The sequence below is a fragment of the Nitrospinota bacterium genome (assembly GCA_016235255.1).
GTDB lineage: Bacteria > Nitrospinota_A > UBA7883 > UBA7883 > JACRLM01 > JACRLM01.
The window spans coordinates 1-17,156 of sequence record JACRLM010000041.1 but is presented as its reverse complement, the minus strand read 5'-3'; the positions used below and the strand labels follow the sequence as shown (position 1 = coordinate 17,156).

The 17,156-nt window shown below is 57.9% G+C and carries 13 protein-coding genes; 6 read left to right on the top strand and 7 right to left on the bottom strand.

Annotation, left to right across the window (positions count from 1 at the left end; genetic code table 11):
• Window positions 1-448 precede the first annotated feature (448 nt).
• The 3 genes from HZB29_05540 to HZB29_05530 all read left to right on the top strand — a co-directional run bounded on the left by HZB29_05540 (window position 449) and on the right by HZB29_05530 (window position 4,974).
• Window positions 449-1,441, top strand: a complete 993-nt coding sequence (locus HZB29_05540) for a 2-oxoacid:acceptor oxidoreductase family protein (protein MBI5815055.1) — start codon at window positions 449-451, stop codon at window positions 1,439-1,441.
• A gap of 85 nt (window positions 1,442-1,526) precedes the next feature.
• On the top strand, window positions 1,527-3,821 hold the full coding sequence (locus HZB29_05535) for a pyruvate synthase (GenBank protein MBI5815054.1): 2,295 nt from the start codon (window positions 1,527-1,529) through the stop codon (window positions 3,819-3,821).
• A 79-nt stretch (window positions 3,822-3,900) separates the two neighbouring features.
• Complete coding sequence (locus HZB29_05530) at window positions 3,901-4,974, top strand: PAS domain S-box protein (GenBank protein ID MBI5815053.1); 1,074 nt, start codon at window positions 3,901-3,903, stop codon at window positions 4,972-4,974.
• 63 nt (window positions 4,975-5,037) lie between these two features.
• Here HZB29_05530 and HZB29_05525 read toward each other — a convergent pair whose 3' ends face one another.
• Window positions 5,038-6,459, bottom strand: a complete 1,422-nt coding sequence (locus HZB29_05525) for a diguanylate cyclase (protein MBI5815052.1) — start codon at window positions 6,457-6,459, stop codon at window positions 5,038-5,040.
• Window positions 6,452-6,739: a hypothetical protein gene (locus HZB29_05520; protein ID MBI5815051.1), complete on the bottom strand. Its 288-nt coding sequence runs from the start codon at window positions 6,737-6,739 to the stop codon at window positions 6,452-6,454. The genes HZB29_05525 and HZB29_05520 overlap by 8 nt, the downstream gene beginning before the upstream one ends.
• A 184-nt stretch (window positions 6,740-6,923) precedes the next feature.
• Between HZB29_05520 and rlmN the strand changes: the two genes are divergently transcribed.
• The 3 genes from rlmN (at window position 6,924) to HZB29_05505 (ending at window position 8,770) form a co-directional block, all read left to right on the top strand.
• Window positions 6,924-7,967: a 23S rRNA (adenine(2503)-C(2))-methyltransferase RlmN gene (gene rlmN, locus HZB29_05515; protein ID MBI5815050.1), complete on the top strand. Its 1,044-nt coding sequence runs from the start codon at window positions 6,924-6,926 to the stop codon at window positions 7,965-7,967.
• 96 nt (window positions 7,968-8,063) lie between these two features.
• Complete coding sequence (locus tag HZB29_05510; protein MBI5815049.1) at window positions 8,064-8,426, top strand: type II toxin-antitoxin system RelE/ParE family toxin; 363 nt, start codon at window positions 8,064-8,066, stop codon at window positions 8,424-8,426.
• 2 nt (window positions 8,427-8,428) lie between these two features.
• The gene (locus HZB29_05505; GenBank protein MBI5815048.1) at window positions 8,429-8,770 is read left to right on the top strand and encodes a putative addiction module antidote protein; all 342 of its coding nucleotides are present in this window, start codon (window positions 8,429-8,431) and stop codon (window positions 8,768-8,770) included.
• A gap of 23 nt (window positions 8,771-8,793) precedes the next feature.
• Here HZB29_05505 and HZB29_05500 read toward each other — a convergent pair whose 3' ends face one another.
• The 5 genes from HZB29_05500 to dusB all read right to left on the bottom strand — a co-directional run bounded on the left by HZB29_05500 (window position 8,794) and on the right by dusB (window position 17,018).
• Window positions 8,794-11,310 (bottom strand): TIGR03960 family B12-binding radical SAM protein, encoded by a 2,517-nt coding sequence (locus HZB29_05500; GenBank protein ID MBI5815047.1) that lies wholly within the window; start codon window positions 11,308-11,310, stop codon window positions 8,794-8,796.
• On the bottom strand, window positions 11,303-12,418 hold the full coding sequence (gene rodA, locus HZB29_05495; GenBank protein MBI5815046.1) for a rod shape-determining protein RodA: 1,116 nt from the start codon (window positions 12,416-12,418) through the stop codon (window positions 11,303-11,305). The genes HZB29_05500 and rodA overlap by 8 nt, the downstream gene beginning before the upstream one ends.
• 1 nt (window position 12,419) lies before the next feature.
• Window positions 12,420-14,258 (bottom strand): penicillin-binding protein 2, encoded by a 1,839-nt coding sequence (gene mrdA, locus HZB29_05490; GenBank protein ID MBI5815045.1) that lies wholly within the window; start codon window positions 14,256-14,258, stop codon window positions 12,420-12,422.
• Window positions 14,259-14,269: 11 nt separating this feature from the next.
• A complete protein-coding gene (locus HZB29_05485) occupies window positions 14,270-15,637 on the bottom strand; it encodes a phosphomannomutase/phosphoglucomutase (GenBank protein MBI5815044.1) in 1,368 nt (455 codons plus the stop codon).
• Window positions 15,638-16,046: 409 nt separating this feature from the next.
• Entirely contained in the window at window positions 16,047-17,018 is a 972-nt protein-coding gene (dusB, locus tag HZB29_05480) for a tRNA dihydrouridine synthase DusB (protein MBI5815043.1), read from the bottom strand.
• Window positions 17,019-17,156: the final 138 nt, after the last annotated feature.

The window sequence follows — 17,156 nt, the reverse complement described above, 5'->3', positions numbered from 1 at the left end:
ACTAATGTTTCAATTATAAAACAAAATTCCGTTCAAAGGAAATCATACTATTTAATGGCTTGAAATGTTACGAAAAAAATGCTGAAAATGGGGTATCCCATGTTTATCAATCCGGGTGAGGCAGAAGAATCTCATTCAAACTGAAATTAAAGAAATTCGAGACGCTTTGCTGACGCTTGGCATGACATCCAGGAACAAACTGACACATGGCGGGAATCTTTTTCATGGGGACACAGCAGACCTTATTTGATAACATTTAACGATGGGGTCAGGATCCATTGTCATATGGCCTTATGTGAGCTTGATAGTCCTTGGCCGATGATACCTGTTGTCCTTTGTTTTTATGTGGTGGACGCGGGAAAATCTGGTATCATGACCGCTCATTTTTGGGAGGAAAGGCGCCCGCTTTATGCGGCGGACGCTCATTGCTGTTTCAAAGGAGATTCTTATGTCGTCCAAGCTGCCAGTTGTGAACGATCTCGGCTTTTTCGAGGTGAGGATGGAGTCGGTGGGCGGATTCGGCGCCAACCTGGCCGGCAAGATCCTCGGCGAGGCCGGTGTTTTGGGGATGGGCTTTAACGGATCGAATTTCTCCAGCTACGGTTCGGAGAAGAAGGGGAGCCCGGTCAAGGCGTTCGTCCGCTTTTGCGATCCGTCTGTGGATGTGAGGATAAACAGCCCGGTGACCGAGCCGCACATCCTCGCCATATTCCTGGAGACCATGCTGGACACCCCGGGAATCATATCCGGCGCGGGGGAGAACACCACGGTGATAGTGAACACTTCCATGAGCCCGGACGAGGCGCGGGACAAGATGCGCCTTGCGTGCGGCACGGTGGTGACGATAGACGCCATGCGTATCGCCGTGGAGGAGAAGACCCGGGTGAACACCGCCATACTGGGGGCGATAACGGCCGTTTCCGGCTTTATTGATCCGGAGGCGGTGAAAGATTACATAAAGAAGAATCTGGGCAAAAAATACGCGAACCTCATCCCGCCGAACATCAAGACGTTCGACAGGGGGGCCGCCGAGTTCCAGAAAAAGACCTTCAAGGACGACGGGAAATATCCCCTGCAGCCTTTCAGGCGGGACGGAGCTAAGATCGGATATATGAACCAGCCGATGGGAGGCGTCATCCACACCGCCGGAAATTCGGTCCACAAGGACCTGACCGTGTCGCGCGCGGGGTGGATCCCGGTGCTGTCGCACGGCAAATGCACATCCTGCGGCGAGTGTGACATCACATGTCCGGACTACTGCTTTGTTTGGGGCGTGGCCAAGGACAAGAAGGGCAAAGAGGCGCAGACCCTGCTGAAGATAGATTACAAGCATTGCAAGGGGTGCCTGCGCTGCGTGGACATATGCAAGTTCGACGCGCTCTCCTCCAAGGTGGAGTATGAGGTGGATCACAAGGTGATCGAGGCTGGTTTCACGGATTAACAATGCGACAGGTTCCGGGCCGGGAGGCGCGATGCGTCCCGCGGCGGGAGCCTGACCGGACAAACTGGAGGTTAGATTTTAAAGCATGAGTTCGACTACCGAGGCGAAAGACGTGAAGGCCGGGAAGCCTGCGCAGGTGGTGGATTTCCTTTCGGGCAACGAGATGAGCTCGCTGGCCGCTTCCCACGTGAATTTCCACGTGATGGGCTACTATCCGATCACCCCTTCCACCGAGGTGGCGGAGTATCTGGACGAGATGGGCGCCAACGGCAAGCACAACGTGCATCTTGTTCCGGGGGACGGGGAGCACGGCGCGGCGGGCATCTGCTACGGCGCCACCACGGCCGGCGGCAGGGTGTTCAACGCCACGTCCGCAAACGGCCTGCTTTATTCTCTTGAACAGCTTCCGGTGCAGTCCGGCACGCGCTATCCGATGGTGCTAAACCTGGTCTGCCGGTCGGTGTCCGGCCCTCTGGACATCCGGGGGGATCATTCGGATCTTATCGCGGTGATGGACATGGGGTGGATCGTCCTGTTGGCCAAGGATCCGCAGGCTGTTTATGACATGGTGATCGCGGCGGTGAAAGTGGGGGAGGACCAGGACGTGCGTTTGCCGGTGATCGTGGCGGACGACGGATTCTTCACCTCCCACCAGAAGCGGCGCGTCTATTACTTTGAGGACAGGAAGCCTGTCCAGGATTTCATAGGGCCGTTCAAGCCCCAGAACGTTTCGGTGGACCCGGCCAATCCGGTCACCATCGGGCCGTACATGAACGATCCGGACCAGATAAACAACAAAAAGCAGCTCTCGCTGGCCATGGCCGCCGCCGAGAAGGTTATCCCGAAAGTCTTCGAGGAGTACGAGAAGATCAGCGGCCGCAAATACCGCCAAGTGGAGACCTACCGGATGGAGGACGCGGAAGTTGCGGTGATGGTGCTAAACTCCGCGGCGGACACCGCCATGGAAGTGGTGGACAGGCTTCGCAAGGAAGGCAAGAAGGCCGGCGCGGTGTATCTGACGGTGATCCGCCCGTTCCCGGCCGAGGAGATACGCAAGACCTTCAAGAACGTGAAGGCGATAGTTGTCGGCGACAGGGCGGATTCTTATGGAGCCCACGGCGGCAGGCTGGCCCACGAGGTGAAGTCCGCGCTCAAGGACGACCAGGACAACAAAACCATGGTCATTTCCCGCATATACGGGCTTGGCGGAAAAGACTTTTTCGCCGAGGACGCGGTGGAGATGTTCCGGCTGGCCTCCGAGGCTGTGTCCAAGGGGAGGGTGGCCATACCTTACGATTATATCGGCGCGGAGCCGGGCGACCCGAACTGGAAGCCTGTACCCGGCGTGGCCACGTTGACCAAGGAACAGCAGTCCCCCGGCATCGTCTCCGTTTACAGGGACGAGAAGACCGGGATGATGGAAGTCAAAGGGGTCAAGCAGCGGGACCTTACCGCCATGCCCCAGCGGATCGTGCCGGGGCACGGCGCATGTCCGGGATGCGGCATTTTCCCGAACATAGGGACTTTCCTCAAGGGGATCGAAGGGTTCGTGGTGATGCTGTGGCACACCGGATGCGGCATGGTGGTGACCACCGGGTATCCGAACAGCTCCTTCGCCGTGACGTACATACACAACCTTTTCCAGAACGGCGCGGCGACCCTTTCCGGCGTTGTGGAGATGTACAAGGAACGGCAGCGCAGAGGGGAGATCGCCAAGGACCAGGACATCACCTTCATAATGGTCACCGGCGACGGCGGGCTGGACATCGGCCTTGGGCCCGCCTTGGGCACGGCGTTCCGCAACCATAACCTGATAATCCTGGAGTACGATAACCAGGGGTATATGAACACGGGGCACCAGCTTTCGTTCACCACCCCCATAGGCCACGCCACCTCCACCTCCAACATAGGGACGGTGGGACGGGGCAAGAAATTCGGGCACAAGGACTCGGCGCAATTGTTCGCCGCGTGCCATGTGCCGTATGTGTTCACGGCCACCGAGTCTATGTACAAGGACCTGATCCGCAAGGCTGCCAAGGCGCAGTATTTCGCGAAGAACGAGGGGATGGTGTTCGGGAAGATATTCTCCGTATGCCCGCTCAACTGGCGCCACGCGGACAACATCGGCCAGGAGGTGAGCCAGGCCGCGGTGGACTGCAACTTCTTCCCGCTGTACGAAGTGGAGCATGGGATCACCACGCTCAACTACGATCCGGAAAGCAAGGGGAAGAAGGTCCCGGTCACCGAGTGGCTCAAGCTCATGGGCAAGACCAAGCACATGCTCACCCCGACGTACAAGGACATCCTCGACGGCTTCCAGAAAGAGGTGGACCGCCGCTTCGCCCGCATCAAGGCGATGAGCGAACATCCGGCGCTGTGACCTGGCGGCGCATTCGTGTCATTATAACGGCGGACGCTTCATAAAGGTGTCCGCCGTTTTTTTATTGCGGATTTGAACATTGGAAAAGCCTAATTTCTTCGAAAGCGTCCTCTCCTCCTTCTCCGACGCGGTGATCATCATCGGCCCCGGAGGCGCGGTGGAATGGCTAAACGCGGCGGCGGAGCAACTGACAGGCCTGCCGATAAGCCAGGCCAAGGGAATGGCGTTCAACGCCGTGCTGGCGGAGGGGGACGCGGCCCATGATGCGGCCGCAGGGGTGATGCGGGACGGAGTTTCACGTACAGACCACGGGGCCATGCTCAAAAACAGGAAAGGGAGTTTGTTCCCAGTGGACGTGTCGGCCTTTCCTTTCGGCGACGAGTCAAACAGGTTCACCGCCGTCATAGTGCGCGACCTGACGGGCCTGCGGGCGCTCGAACGGCTCGTCGCCGCGCAGGACAAGGTTGTGGAGCTTTCCACGCTGGCCGCCGGAATCGCCCATGAGATAAAGAATCCGCTCGGCGGAATCCGTGGCGCGGCCCAGCTTATCGGTTCGGAGGCGGCTTCGGAAATGAAGGAATGCGCCGACCTTATCATCCGTGAGGCGGACAGGATCAACCGGCTTGTATTAAGTTTGATAAACCTTAACCAGCCGGAGGATTTTCCGAAAAATCCGGTCAATATCTATCCCGCGCTCGACGACGCGCTGAAAATATTGGGGCCCGCCATCTCCGCCAAGGGGATAAAGGTGCTGCGGGTGTACGACCCCAGCCTTCCGTTGGTGGCCGGGGACGAGGACAGGCTCCGCCAGATATTCCTGAACGTGGCCAAGAACGCCGTGGAGGCGTGCGAGGCGGGGGGGACGGTGACGATCACCACGTCGCTGGCATGGAGCGTTCCCCGGCTTGCCCCTCAGGGGGCCGGGAGAAGGTTCATCAGGGTGGAGGTGGCCGATGACGGGGCCGGGCTCGACGAAGAGGCCATATCGATGCTGTTCACGCCGTTTTTCTCGAAAAAGCACGGAGGTTCCGGATTGGGCCTTTCCATGACGCTCCACCTGGTGCGCGCCCACGGCGGATCGCTGGATATCCAGAACAGGCAGGAAGGGAAGGGCGCCGCCGCGTCGGTCTATCTGCCGTATATCATGCCGTAGCGCCGGATTCCCGCAAGCGTTTGCGGCGGGATGGCGGTGAAATATAGGGAGCAGGACGGCGTGTCAGTGCTTGGCCTTGTACTTGCTGTCGAGCACGGAAGGGTTGTTCTTGACTGTGCGGAACGCGGTGACCGCGTTGCGCCCCACGGCCTTGGAACGGTACAGCGCCTTGTCCGCGCATTCCACTATCCCCATGGCGTCATGCGAGTCCGTGGGGAAGGTGGCCACCCCCACGCTTACGGTGAGCCTGCCGCCGGGCTGCTTTTCGCCTCCAACTATCGGGTGGTTCTGCACCTCCTGGCGTATCCTTTCGGCAACGTAGAAAGCCTGGTCCTCGTTGGCCTGGGACAGGATGATGGCGAATTCCTCGCCGCCGTAGCGGGACACAACGTCCGTCTCGCGCGCAGTGCCGGCGAGTATCTCCGCCACGGTCTTTAGCACCACGTTCCCCTGCAGGTGGCCGTGGGTGTCGTTGAAATTCTTGAAATGGTCCACGTCTATCATGCAAAGGCTCAGGCAGAATCCGTAGCGCACCGCCCTCTTTGTCTCCCGCTCCAGCGCCCGCATGAAATAACGGTGGTTGTATAGCTTGGTAAGCTCGTCGGTGACCGCCATTATCTCCGCCTTTTCCAGCAGCAGCGCCTTGTCTATCGCGGCGGCGGCCTGGGTGGCCAGCAGGTTTAGCGTGTTTATTTCACGTTCGGAGAACTTGCGGGGCTTGAAGTCGTCCACGTAAAGTATGCCGACGATCTTCCCCTCCACCTTCAGCGGAGTGGCGATGAGCGCCCGCACGCCCAGCTTCTGCAGCGGGTCGGTGTCGAACGTATTGTCCGCCTGGAGGTCTTCTATCACCGTCGGTTTTTCGTTGGAGAGTATCCGCCCGGTCAGTCCGCCTGCGCGCACTTTCCATTGCAGGTTGACGTTGGACGCGCGCCCCTCAAAGCCCATGGAAACTTTTATCTGCATCGTGCCGCGCTCTTCCTCGTACAGCGCCAGCGTCCCGGCCGCCATGTTCGTGAGCATCAGGGCCGATTCCATGATAAGCGTCAGCGTCTGTTCAGTGTTGGCGGCGGATGCCAGCATCACCCCCGTGCTGTACAGCGCCTCCTGCTCGGCCATGGAACGGGACATGTCCTCCTGGCGTTTCTTGTGCTCCTCCACCATCCGCCACAGGAACAGGGTGCTGTAGCCGGAAAGAACGTCCGAGGCGGAGTTTTTGCGGTTGGCCAGGAACATCTCCACGTCCGGATTGCCGGAGGCGTCTATGATAAGGTCAATATCCTTTGATTCGGCCAGTTCCCGGTAATCGTCAAACACCACAACGCCCATGCGTTTGGCCTTGGCCACCGCCGGCCTGTCCGCGGTGCGGCAGGCAATCCCCACGATCTTCACCTCAGTGTAGTCGGCGAGGACGTCCAGCAGGGAGTTGGCCCCGTCACCGGCGCCGATGATCCCCACTCTTATCGTCGACTGGATGTCACTCATTTATCATTCGTCCCTCGGGAAAACGTGTCTGCCGCGTCTCCGCCCCCATCAGGCTGCGGCTCACAGTATGGCATGTCCTGCAGCTTTTCGCGGACTTGTATGGCTCCTCGCCATATTTGCCCGTGATTTCCTCCATATGCCTGTCCGCGGCGAAATCCCTGTGGACATGGCAGCTTTGGCAATATTCCGCGATCGTTTTCGTCTCTTCATCCGCCGGAAGCGAGCCGCCAAAGGCCTTGTCCACCTGCGATGTGGCGCAAGAAAATGTCCCACAGGCCATCAACAGGACCGCTGCATGAAAAAATCGAATGGCCATGCTTTATGGCGTCTTACCCCTCTGTTCGTGTTATTTTATGTCCCCAGGCAAAGAATCGGGTTTCATTTTATAACGGAATTGGTCAGAATGATTATTAAAATATGACGAAAATTCACATTAAAGGTAATTTACATGCATTTAAGGCCATATGCAACGGATTGATTTGAAGCAGTTGACTGCGCTGGAGACCCAGCAGTGGCTGGAATCCCTCGGCGAGAAGCCATATCGCGCCAAGCAGATGAGGGCGTGGATATTCATGCGGGGCGTGGCGGACTTCTCGCAAATGACAGACATATCCAAAAAGTTCCGCGAGACCCTTCCGCAAATCGCGCGTGTCACAAAGCTTGAGGAGGCCGCCCGGTCCGTGTCGGAGGACGGCACGATCAAGTTCCTCCACAGGCTCGAAGACGGCCACACCGTGGAAAGCGTCTGGATCCCGGCCGATGACCGGGCCACGCTTTGCGTCTCCACCCAGGTGGGGTGCAAGCTTGGCTGCCGCTTTTGCCTCACGGGCAAATGGGGATTTATCCGCGATCTTTCGGCGGCGGAGATAATAGACCAGCTTATCGCCGCCCGCCTGGCCGTGCCGGGGGGGAGGGTGACAAACGTGGTGCTCATGGGGATGGGCGAGCCGCTGGACAATTATGAAAACGTCCTGCGCGCCCTTAACGTGTGGACGGAAGGGGACGAGGGGATCATCGGAGCCAGGAAAATCACTTTGTCCACGGCGGGGCTGGCGCCGCGCATAGTGGACCTGGCGGGGGACTTTCCCAAAGTGAAGCTGGCGGTGTCGCTCAACGCCGTGACGGACGATGTGCGCGGCCAGATAATGCCCATCAACAAAAAATATCCGTTAAAGGAACTTTTCGCGGCGCTTGCAAAATGGCCCCTGCCGCGCGGCAGGCGGATCACCTTTGAGTACGTGATGCTCTCCGGTGTGAACGATTCGGACAGGGACGCGGAGGCGCTTTGCCAGCTTACGCGGGACATCCCTTCGAAAATAAACCTGATCCCGTTCAACGAATGCCCTGGGCTCCCCTATAAGCGGCCGGATGAGGGGAGGGTGGAAAAGTTCCGCGAGATACTCATGAAGAACAACCGCACCGCCATCGTGCGCGAAAGCCGCGGGAGGGACATACTGGCGGCCTGCGGGCAGTTGAGGGAAGAAAAAGAATTGAAGGGTGGGCGTTGACAATGTAGAATATAATCTGCATAACAATAAAAGAGACGTCTCGTTTGAGAGAACCAATTATTAACGAGAAAAACAGAGAAAGGGAAAAGAATATGGATGAAACAACAAAAAATCATGGAGGATATTATGCAGGAGACTGTTTACGATATTCTTGTATATCAGGATATTCATGGAAATAAACCTTTTGAAAAATGGTTAAAGACACTCGGCGCGGCCGCGGCGCTGATTGATATTCAAATCGAGCGGATCCGGCAAGGAAACCCCGGGAAAGTCCGGCCGGTACGAGATGGTGTTCACGAAGTAGCTTTGAATAAAGGTCCTGGATACCGGATTTATTTTGGGAATATAAGCGGCAAAATCATTCTTTTATTGGGCGGTGGAACGAAGCGCCGCCAGCAACGCGATATTGAAGACGCAATCAAAGCATTTGATGATTACAAACGCAGGACAAGGCAATAGAAATGAGAGTTTATAATAAGCCCGCGCCGTTGAAGCGAAATAAAAATCATCCCCCATCGGCAAGTTATGACGAGGGGTTGCGCGAGCGGTTGATGGACGAAAAGTTCGCTCAAAAATACCTTGAGCTGGCCATGGAGGAAAGTGAGAAGGTTTTTCTGGCCGCGTTGAGGAATTATATCGCCGCGCGGAACGTCAAAATCGTTTCTTTGGCCAAGAATGCAAATATCTCCCGCGACACTTTATATAAAGCGCTGACTCCGGAGGGAAATCCCCGCTGGTCGACGATAATGTCCATCATGCATGGACTGGGTTTGAAGTTGACGCCATCCTATATTGGACGGTGAGCGCATAGGTTTCCAGCAGCGCCTTATCCTTCCAGTTTCCCTGTCTTCACACCGCTCCATTCGACGGCGCTTTCGCCGAACAGCGCGTGGACCACGTCCCTGGGCTGGGCGGAGCCCCCTGCGGCGAGGTTCACCGTGAACGTTACCGAAAGTGTGTCATCGCCCGGTTCGAGTTTTTCGACCAGCCGTTTTATGTCAAACCGCTTCACTCCTTTTTCCCGCGCTTTCTCCACCTCGATGGAAGGGGAGGCGTTGAACCACTCCGTCCGCTGGCGCAACGCTTCGGCGGTCACTCCCTCGCCAAACCGCAGCAGGTAAACGTATCCCTTTGCCGATTCGCTGATGGACTTTTCCCCTGGCATGGCGAACCTTGCGGCGGTGAATTCTATCCCGTCCGGCATGCACCCGTTAAGCCGACGGGCCACGGCGTCCGGCGCCATGTTCTCCGCAAGCTCGATTCCCATCTCCTCCGCCTCGCTCTCCAGCCCCACCGGCAGCGCCGCGCCGAAAGATATCTTCGGATGCGGATTGTGCCCCTGCGAATACGCCATGGGCAATCCGGCCATACGCGCGGCGCGCTGGATTATGTTCTGGAACTCAAGCTGGGAGAAATGGCGGGCAAGCCCAACCTTTTTGAATTTAAGTCTGTACTTGAAGCGAAGCCCGGATACTTCTGCCGCCGCCTTGGGCCTGGCCGCAGGCAACGGCGCGGTCTCATACGCCTTGAAGCATACATCGGGGTCCAGCCCGCAACCGATGCACTTGCCTGTCTTGCAATCCTCCGTCATCACCCCTTGCCGGGCCAGTTTCCATTCCCGCTGGAAATACTTTTTGGAAAGCCCTGTTGCGATGTGGTCCCATGGCAGTGTTTCGTCCAGGCCGATTTGCCGGTTGGCGTAAAACTTCACGTCCAGCCCGCATTTACGGAAAGCTTCCAGCCACCTGCCGTGATTGAAATGTTCCGTCCATGCGTCCAGCCTGGCGCCCTCGGCATACGCGGTCTCCACCACTTTTGAAAGGCGCCTGTCCCCCTTGGCGAACGCCGCCTCAATCTGGCTCATCCGCGCGTCATGCCATTTGAGGGTGATGCGGCGGTTGCGCCGGATCATCTCGAAAAGCCGCTTCTTTTTCTCCTGTAGCATCTCGATATCGTCCTGCCCGTGCCATTGGAAAGCGGTGTGCGCCTTTGGCACGAAGTTGGACACGCTCACGTTTATGTTCATGAATCGGGCGCCTTCAACGTTCAAAACTGCCAGCCGCGAGGCGAGGGTGTAAATCGCCTCCACGTCCTCGTCCGTCTCCGTGGGAAGCCCGATCATGAAATAAAGTTTCAGCGACCTCCAGCCTTCGGCCAGAAGCCTTGAGGCGACCCGGATAACGTCGTCGTCGGTCACCTTTTTGTTCAGCACGTTGCGCAGCCGCTGGCTGCCGGCCTCCGCCGTGATGGTGAAGCCGCCCCGGCGCACCCTTCCGGCCTGGTGGATCACTTCGTCCGTCAACGTGGCGGGGCGCAGCGACGGCAGAGAGACGGAAACCCGCTCCCCCTCGTATTTGTCCATGAGCGCGGTGAGCAGTTCCCCGATGCGCGAATGGTCCCCGGCGCTAAGTGACGTGAGCGACACCTCGCCGTAGCCCGTTCGGCGGATCGCCTCGTCAACTATCCGTTCCACTTCGGCGGGGGTCCGCTCCCGCGCCGGGCGGTATGTGGTCCCCGCCTGGCAGAAGCGGCAACCCTGGACGCATCCCCTGTCTATCTCCACGTTGAGCCTGTCGTGCGCCGGCTGGCCGAACGGCACCACAAGGTCGAAAGGGTAGGGGGACTGCGACAGAGAAGGGAGGAACACCCGTTCCGCCATTGCGTGGCCGGCCAGAAGCGGGGTTATATTATTCACACCGCCTTCCGGCTCATAGGAGACGTCGAACAGCGACGGGACATAGACGCCCCGGATATCGGCCATTCTTTTCAAACGTTCATGGCGCGGCGCCCCTTTCGTGTCCGCAGCAGCCTCCATGAGCTGAATTATCCCATCCTCGCCGTCGCCAAGGTAGAACAGGTCGAAAAACTCCGCTATCGGCTCCGGATTGTAAACGCCCGCCCCCCCTCCGATCACCAGCGGATGTCCTTCGCCACGGTCCGCCGCGTGAAGCGGTATCCCGGCAAGGTCGAGAGTCCACAGGATGGTGGTGTATGAAAGTTCATACGGTATCGTGAAACCTATCATGTCGAACTGCGGCAGCGGAGTCTTCGTCTCCAGCGACATGAGCGGCAGGCCTTCGGCCTTTATCGCCTCGGCGAAGTCCGTGTCCGGGGCGAAAACGCGCTCGGCGGCGAAATCGGGCCGCTTGTTTACGATGTCGTACAGTATTTTCAGCCCCAGGTGGGACATGCCAATGTCGTAAAGGTCCGGGAACGCAAATGCGATGGATGCGCGGACGGCGGCGTGGTCTTTGCGGACGGAATTTTTCTCCGTCCCCAGGTAAGACGACGGCTTGCGCGTTCTGGAAAGGACGCGTTCGAACGCGGTTTTCCCGCTAATCAACGGAAAACCTTCTGAACGATACGTTCAGCGCGATCCCCACCCCGATTGCGTTTGTGAGAAGCGCGGAGCCCCCGTACGATATGAAAGGCAGCGGCACCCCCACGATGGGGACGATGCCGAGGGTCATTCCTATGTTGTACAAAAAATTGAACGAGATCATTGTGCCCACCCCGGCGGCGAGCAGCGCTCCCCCCTTGTCCCGCGAGGTCATGGCCACGTCCACGATCCTCATGATAAGCAGGAAAAATATGAAAAGTATGACAAGCGAGCCGATGAAGCCGACCTCCTCGGATATGACGGAGAATATGAAGTCGGTGTGCTTTTCCGGCAGGAAGTTAAGCTTGCTTTGCGTCCCCTGGAAAAGCCCCTTGCCCCAAAGGCCGCCGGAGCCTATCGCTATTTTCGACTGGATGGTGTGATACCCCTTGCCCATCGGATCCTCCTCGGGATTAAGGAGAGTCAAAAGCCTGTTTTTCTGGTATGGCTTGAGGAACATCCATGACGTGGGGAGGAAAAGCGCGATGGCAACGCCCATGCGCAGCAATGTCCCCTTGTTTATCCCGGCAAAAAAGGCTATCCCCGCGAGTATGATGAAATAGATCATGGCCGTTCCAAGGTCCGGCTGTTTGGCCACCAGAAGGAAAGGGACCACAACGTACGCCGCAGGTCTGAGAAGGTCCCAAAGCGTCAGGTCTGTCTCCCTCTCCATATCGTCTATGATCCGCACCACCAGCAGAATCACCGCGATCTTCATGAATTCCGACGGCTGGACGTTCAGTCCGCCAAGGGAAAGCCAGCGTTGGGCTCCGCTGACAGTCTTGCCGAAAAATGTGACCGCCAGAAGTGACAGCACCCCTATCCAGTACAGAGGATAGGCAAGCCTTTCCATCGTCCTGTAGTCCACGAACATCATTGCGCCTATTATCACCATCGCCGACAAGGTCCAGGCGGCCTGGCGGATATACATCCCCTGCAGGTTGGCCGAATCGCTTTGCATATTTGCGCTGTATATCGCCATGAAGCCGATGGCGCAAAGGGTCATGGTCAGCGCAAGGGTGGTGAAATCGAAGTTGCGGGTCGCGCTTCTTTCGAGGTAACGCCCGTCCATCCTAGGATTCCTCCTTGCTTTCCGGCTCCGCCGCCGGTTTTTTTGCCTCGATGAGCTTTCCCAGATATGCGTCCATTATTGCCTTTGCTATGGGCGCCGCGGCCTCGCCGCCGTGCCCGCCATGTTCGGATATCACGGCCACGGCTATTTTCGGATCGTCAAAAGGGGCGAAGGCCACGAACCACGCGTGATCCTTGTAGCGCAATTCCTGGTCGCGCGTTTTCACCACCTCTCCCTGCTTCATCCTTATCACCTGGGCTGTCCCCGTTTTGCCGGCGTATTCAAACGGCCCGTCCTTGAGCGCCCACGCCGTCCCGTGCGGCTCGGCAACCACTCCACGCAACGCCTGGCGGACCGTGTCCATGTTCTGGGGGGATATTGGAGCGCGTTCCGCCTCCTTTGGGCCGGCGTCGCCGGTCTTCACTATCGTCGGCCGGACAAGCGAGCCGCCGTTGGCCACAGCGGCGATCATCCTGGCCAGCTGTAACGGTGTCGTGAGCACATATCCCTGGCCAATGGCGCAGGAGACCGTTTCGCCGAGCATCCACTTTTCCTTGCGCGCCCTCTCTTTCCACTGTGTCGTCGGGATCAGGCCGGCTTTTTCCCCGGTGAACCCGAGGTTGGTCTTCGCGCCAAGTCCGAACATGTTGGCGTAGCTTGCGATCCTGTTTATCCCAAGCTTCATGCCCATCGTATAGAAGAACACGTCGCACGACTGCACCAGCGCCGTGTGCACGTTCATATGGCCGTGCCCCTCCTTTTTCCAGCACCTGTACGCGCGGTTGCCGAAGTTGAAGTACCCGGGGCAGAAAACGGTGGTGGAGGTGTTTATCACTCCCTCTTCCAGCGCCCCCAGGGCCATGATGATCTTGAAAGTGGATCCCGGCGGATACTGCCCCTGGATCACCCTGTTCTGCAGGGGATGCCATTCGTCATCGGTGAGCGCTTTCCAGTCCGCCGGGTTTACTCCATAGGCGAACTTGTTCGGGTCGTACGCCGGTTTGGAAATATAGGCCAGGATTTCCCCGGTGGACGGATCCAGGGCCACCGCGGCCCCCATATGCCCCTCGAAAGATTTCTCCGCGGCCAGTTGCGCGTCGTAGTCCAGGGTCAGGTAAAGGTTAGAGCCGCTTTTCGGGCTTATGTCCTCCAGATGGTTCATCTCGCGCCCCGCCGCGTCCACCTCCAGCCTTTTCATCCCCTTGGAGCCGCGAAGCCCGTTCTCATAAAGCTTTTCCACTCCCGCCTGGCCTATGAAATCGTTGCGGGAGAATTTGGCGAATTCACGGCTTAAAAGCTGGCTTTCGGAGATTGCGCCAAGGTAGCCGAGGGCGTGCGCTCCAAGTTCTCCGAAAAGATAGTTGCGTATCGGCTTGATTTCAAGGAACACACCGGGAAGGTTTATCCGGCGCTCCTCCACGAAGGCCACATCTTCGCGGCTTAAGTCCCTTTTGAGGGCCACTGGCTGGAAAGGCTTGACTGACTCTATCTCCTTGATCGCCGCCTGCTGGTCAATTTCTATTTTCGAGCTCAAGTAGTCAAGCGCCTGCCTGGGATCGTCTATGTCCTCCGGAATAAGGGAAAGCTGGAACGATGGGCGGTTGTCCACCAGGGTCACGCCGTTGCGGTCGAGTATCTTGCCGCGCAGGCCGTCTATGGAAAGCTCCCTGATCCGGTTGTTCTCCGCCTTGCTTGCCAGTGTGGCGTACTGGATCACCTGCAAATGCCACAACCGCATCGTTATCACGGCGCATCCGAGCGCCATGACGATCGTGAACACAAGCGACTTGCTCCTGACGCGCTTGAAGAATATCTCCGATTCGGGACGGGGCTTTAACATCCGTCAGGCCCCTAAAACATCGGCGTCCCTCGCATCGCCGGGTACGTCACAAGTTTTTCATGGAACACCTTCTTTATCTCTTCAAGCCGCGCAACGCTGTGCGCCTCGAACCTGAGCACCAGCACAGGCTGGGTGTTCGACGCGCGGACAAGCCCCCACCCGTCGCCGAAATTGACCCTGGCCCCGTCTATGTCCACCACCTCGCGGGTCTTCTTGAAATGGGCGGTGATCTCCTTTATCAGGCCGAATTTCACGTCGTCCGGGCAGTCCACCCTGATTTCCGGGGTGTTGTGCACCTTCGGCGTGTCCGCCAGGAATTCCGACACCTTCATCGGCGTCTGCGACATGATCCGGGCGAACCGCGCCGTGGCGAATATGGCGTCGTCAAACCCGTAATAATCCTCCTTGAAGAATATGTGGGCGCTCATCTCGCCGGCAAGCTCCGCTTTCTCCGCCGCCAGCCGCGCCTTGATAAGCGAGTGCCCCGTGGCGTTAATCACCGGCCTGCCGCCGTGCTTTGCGATGTCGTCGGTGAGGTTCTGCGAGCATTTCACGTCATACACCACCGCCGCGCCCGGCTTGCGCTTGAGGATGTCGCGCGCGAAAATCATCATAAGCTGGTCGCCGAAAAGTATGCCGCCGTTTTCGTCCACCACGCCGATCCTGTCCGCGTCGCCGTCATAGGCGATGCCCGCCTCCGCCCCCGTTTCGCGCACCTTGTCAATTAGATGCTTCAGGTTTTTCGGCACCGTCGGGTCCGGATGGTGGTTGGGGAATGTGCCGTCCACGTCGCAGAAAAGCTCGGTCACCTCGCAGCCCAGGTCGCGCATCAGTTTGGGCGCGAAAATGCCGCCGCACCCGTTGCCTGCGTCCACAACGATCCGGACCTTGCGGTCCAGCTTGATTTTGTCCTTCACCATCATCATATATTCGGCGATCACGTCCACCGTCTTGATGGAGCCTGAGCCGGTCTCAAAATCGCTCTTTTCGATCAGGTCCGCCAACGCCTGGATCCCGGCGCCGTATATGGAGCCCTTGCCAAGGTTGAGCTTGAATCCGTTGAACTCCGGCGGATTGTGGGATCCTGTGATCATCACCCCGCCGTCCGTATGCAGATGGTACAACGAGTAGTAGAGCAGGGGAGTGGGCACAAGTCCGATGCTCACCACGTCCACCCCGGTGGAAAGTATCCCGTCCGTCAGGTGTTTATGGAGCCCCGGCGACGAATGGCGCGCGTCGTATCCGACAGAAACGGTCTTGCCGCCGTTCCTTTTCACAGTGGTCCCGAAGGCCTTGCCGATGCCGGTGACCGCTTCCGGGGTCAAATCGCGGTCTATGATCCCCCGGATGTCGTATTCCCTGAAAATATGCCTGTTCATCATTCACCTTTCGCCGGAGCGTTGATCTTTCGATTAGATAGGATAGCAAAGATTGGCCGTAATGGAGGCGAAAAATCAGTAGTGTCTCAGTTTGTCATTCTGGAGGCGAAGCCGAAGAATCTCCTTTTAGTACCCTTTGAAATAACAAAAATATGGAGATGCTTCGCGTTGCTCAGCATGACATCAAAGAGCAAACTGAGACACTACCGAAAAATCGGTATCTCATAATGGAAGCGAAGAATGCGGAAATTTAAACCACAGAGGCACGGAGGCACAGAGGCACAGAGATGAGGGGGAATACTTAATCTTTCAACAATAGCGCCTTGGTTTATTGCCGGCGAAGCGCAGAGCATCCCAGACGGCACAGTGAAATAATTTTCTTCTCTGTGTCTCTGTCGTTAAAAACTCATCAGTGATTCACCGCCGCAAGAAGGTATTCCGACGCGATGCGGGCAACGTCCTCCCGGCTGGCCGCGCGCATGAAAGCGTCCCGCAGACGGGAGGCGGACGGCAGTCCGCGCGTGTAATGGCCAAGGTGGGCGCGCATCCTGCGCACCCCCGGTATTTCCCCGGAAGCCCCGATCATCATGTCCAGATGCCGCAACATAACCTCCATCACCTCCGCCGCGCCCGGCCTTGAATATGAGCCGGAGGCAAGCAGTTCGTTGATCTGGCGGAAAATCCATGGCGCCCCCAAGGCCCCTCTGCCGATCATCACCGCCGCGCACCCGAAACCGGAAAGACGCCAGAGGGCGATTTCCGGTGTGACGATATCGCCGTTGCCTATCACCGGGATTTTTACAATGCCGGCAACCTTTGAGATAACATTCCAGTCAGCCGTTCCGGAATACCCCTGCGACGCGGTCCTGGCGTGGACGGTGATGGCGGCGGCCCCAGCCTGTTCGAGCGCGAGCGCCATGTCCACGGCGTTCACGGAGTTCATGTCCCATCCGGCGCGTATTTTCACAGTCACCGGCTTGCGGACGGCCATGACCACCGCCTCCACCATGCGCCCGGCCTTTTCAACGTCCTTTAGCATCGCCGCGCCCGCCCCGCACTTTGTCACCTTCTTCACAGGGCAGCCGAAATTCACGTCTATGATGTCGCAGGCGGTCTTTTCCGACGCGATCACGCAGGCGTCCCTGGTGACATCAACGTCGCCGCCGAAAATCTGGGCGGCGTTGGGGTGTGGCTCGTCCTCCACAGGCAACATGCCGAAAGTTTTCGCCGATTCGCGGACCAGGGCATTGGCGCTGATAAGCTCCGTGGTCACCATCCCGGCGCCGTATTCCATAACGATCCGGCGGAACGGCAGGTCCGAAAGCCCCGCCATTGGCGCCATGACGGCCGGGGACTTGAGAATTACGTTTCCAATGTGCATCACTAGTGTCCCAACGTTAGTCGAACAAAAACAGCTGATTGTCTGAAACCGGCTGAAATCCGTTTATGACAGTTTCCGCAAGCAGTTGATCCAACGGGGTTTTCTCGAACATTGTGAGGCTCAGAATCTGTAGAATTT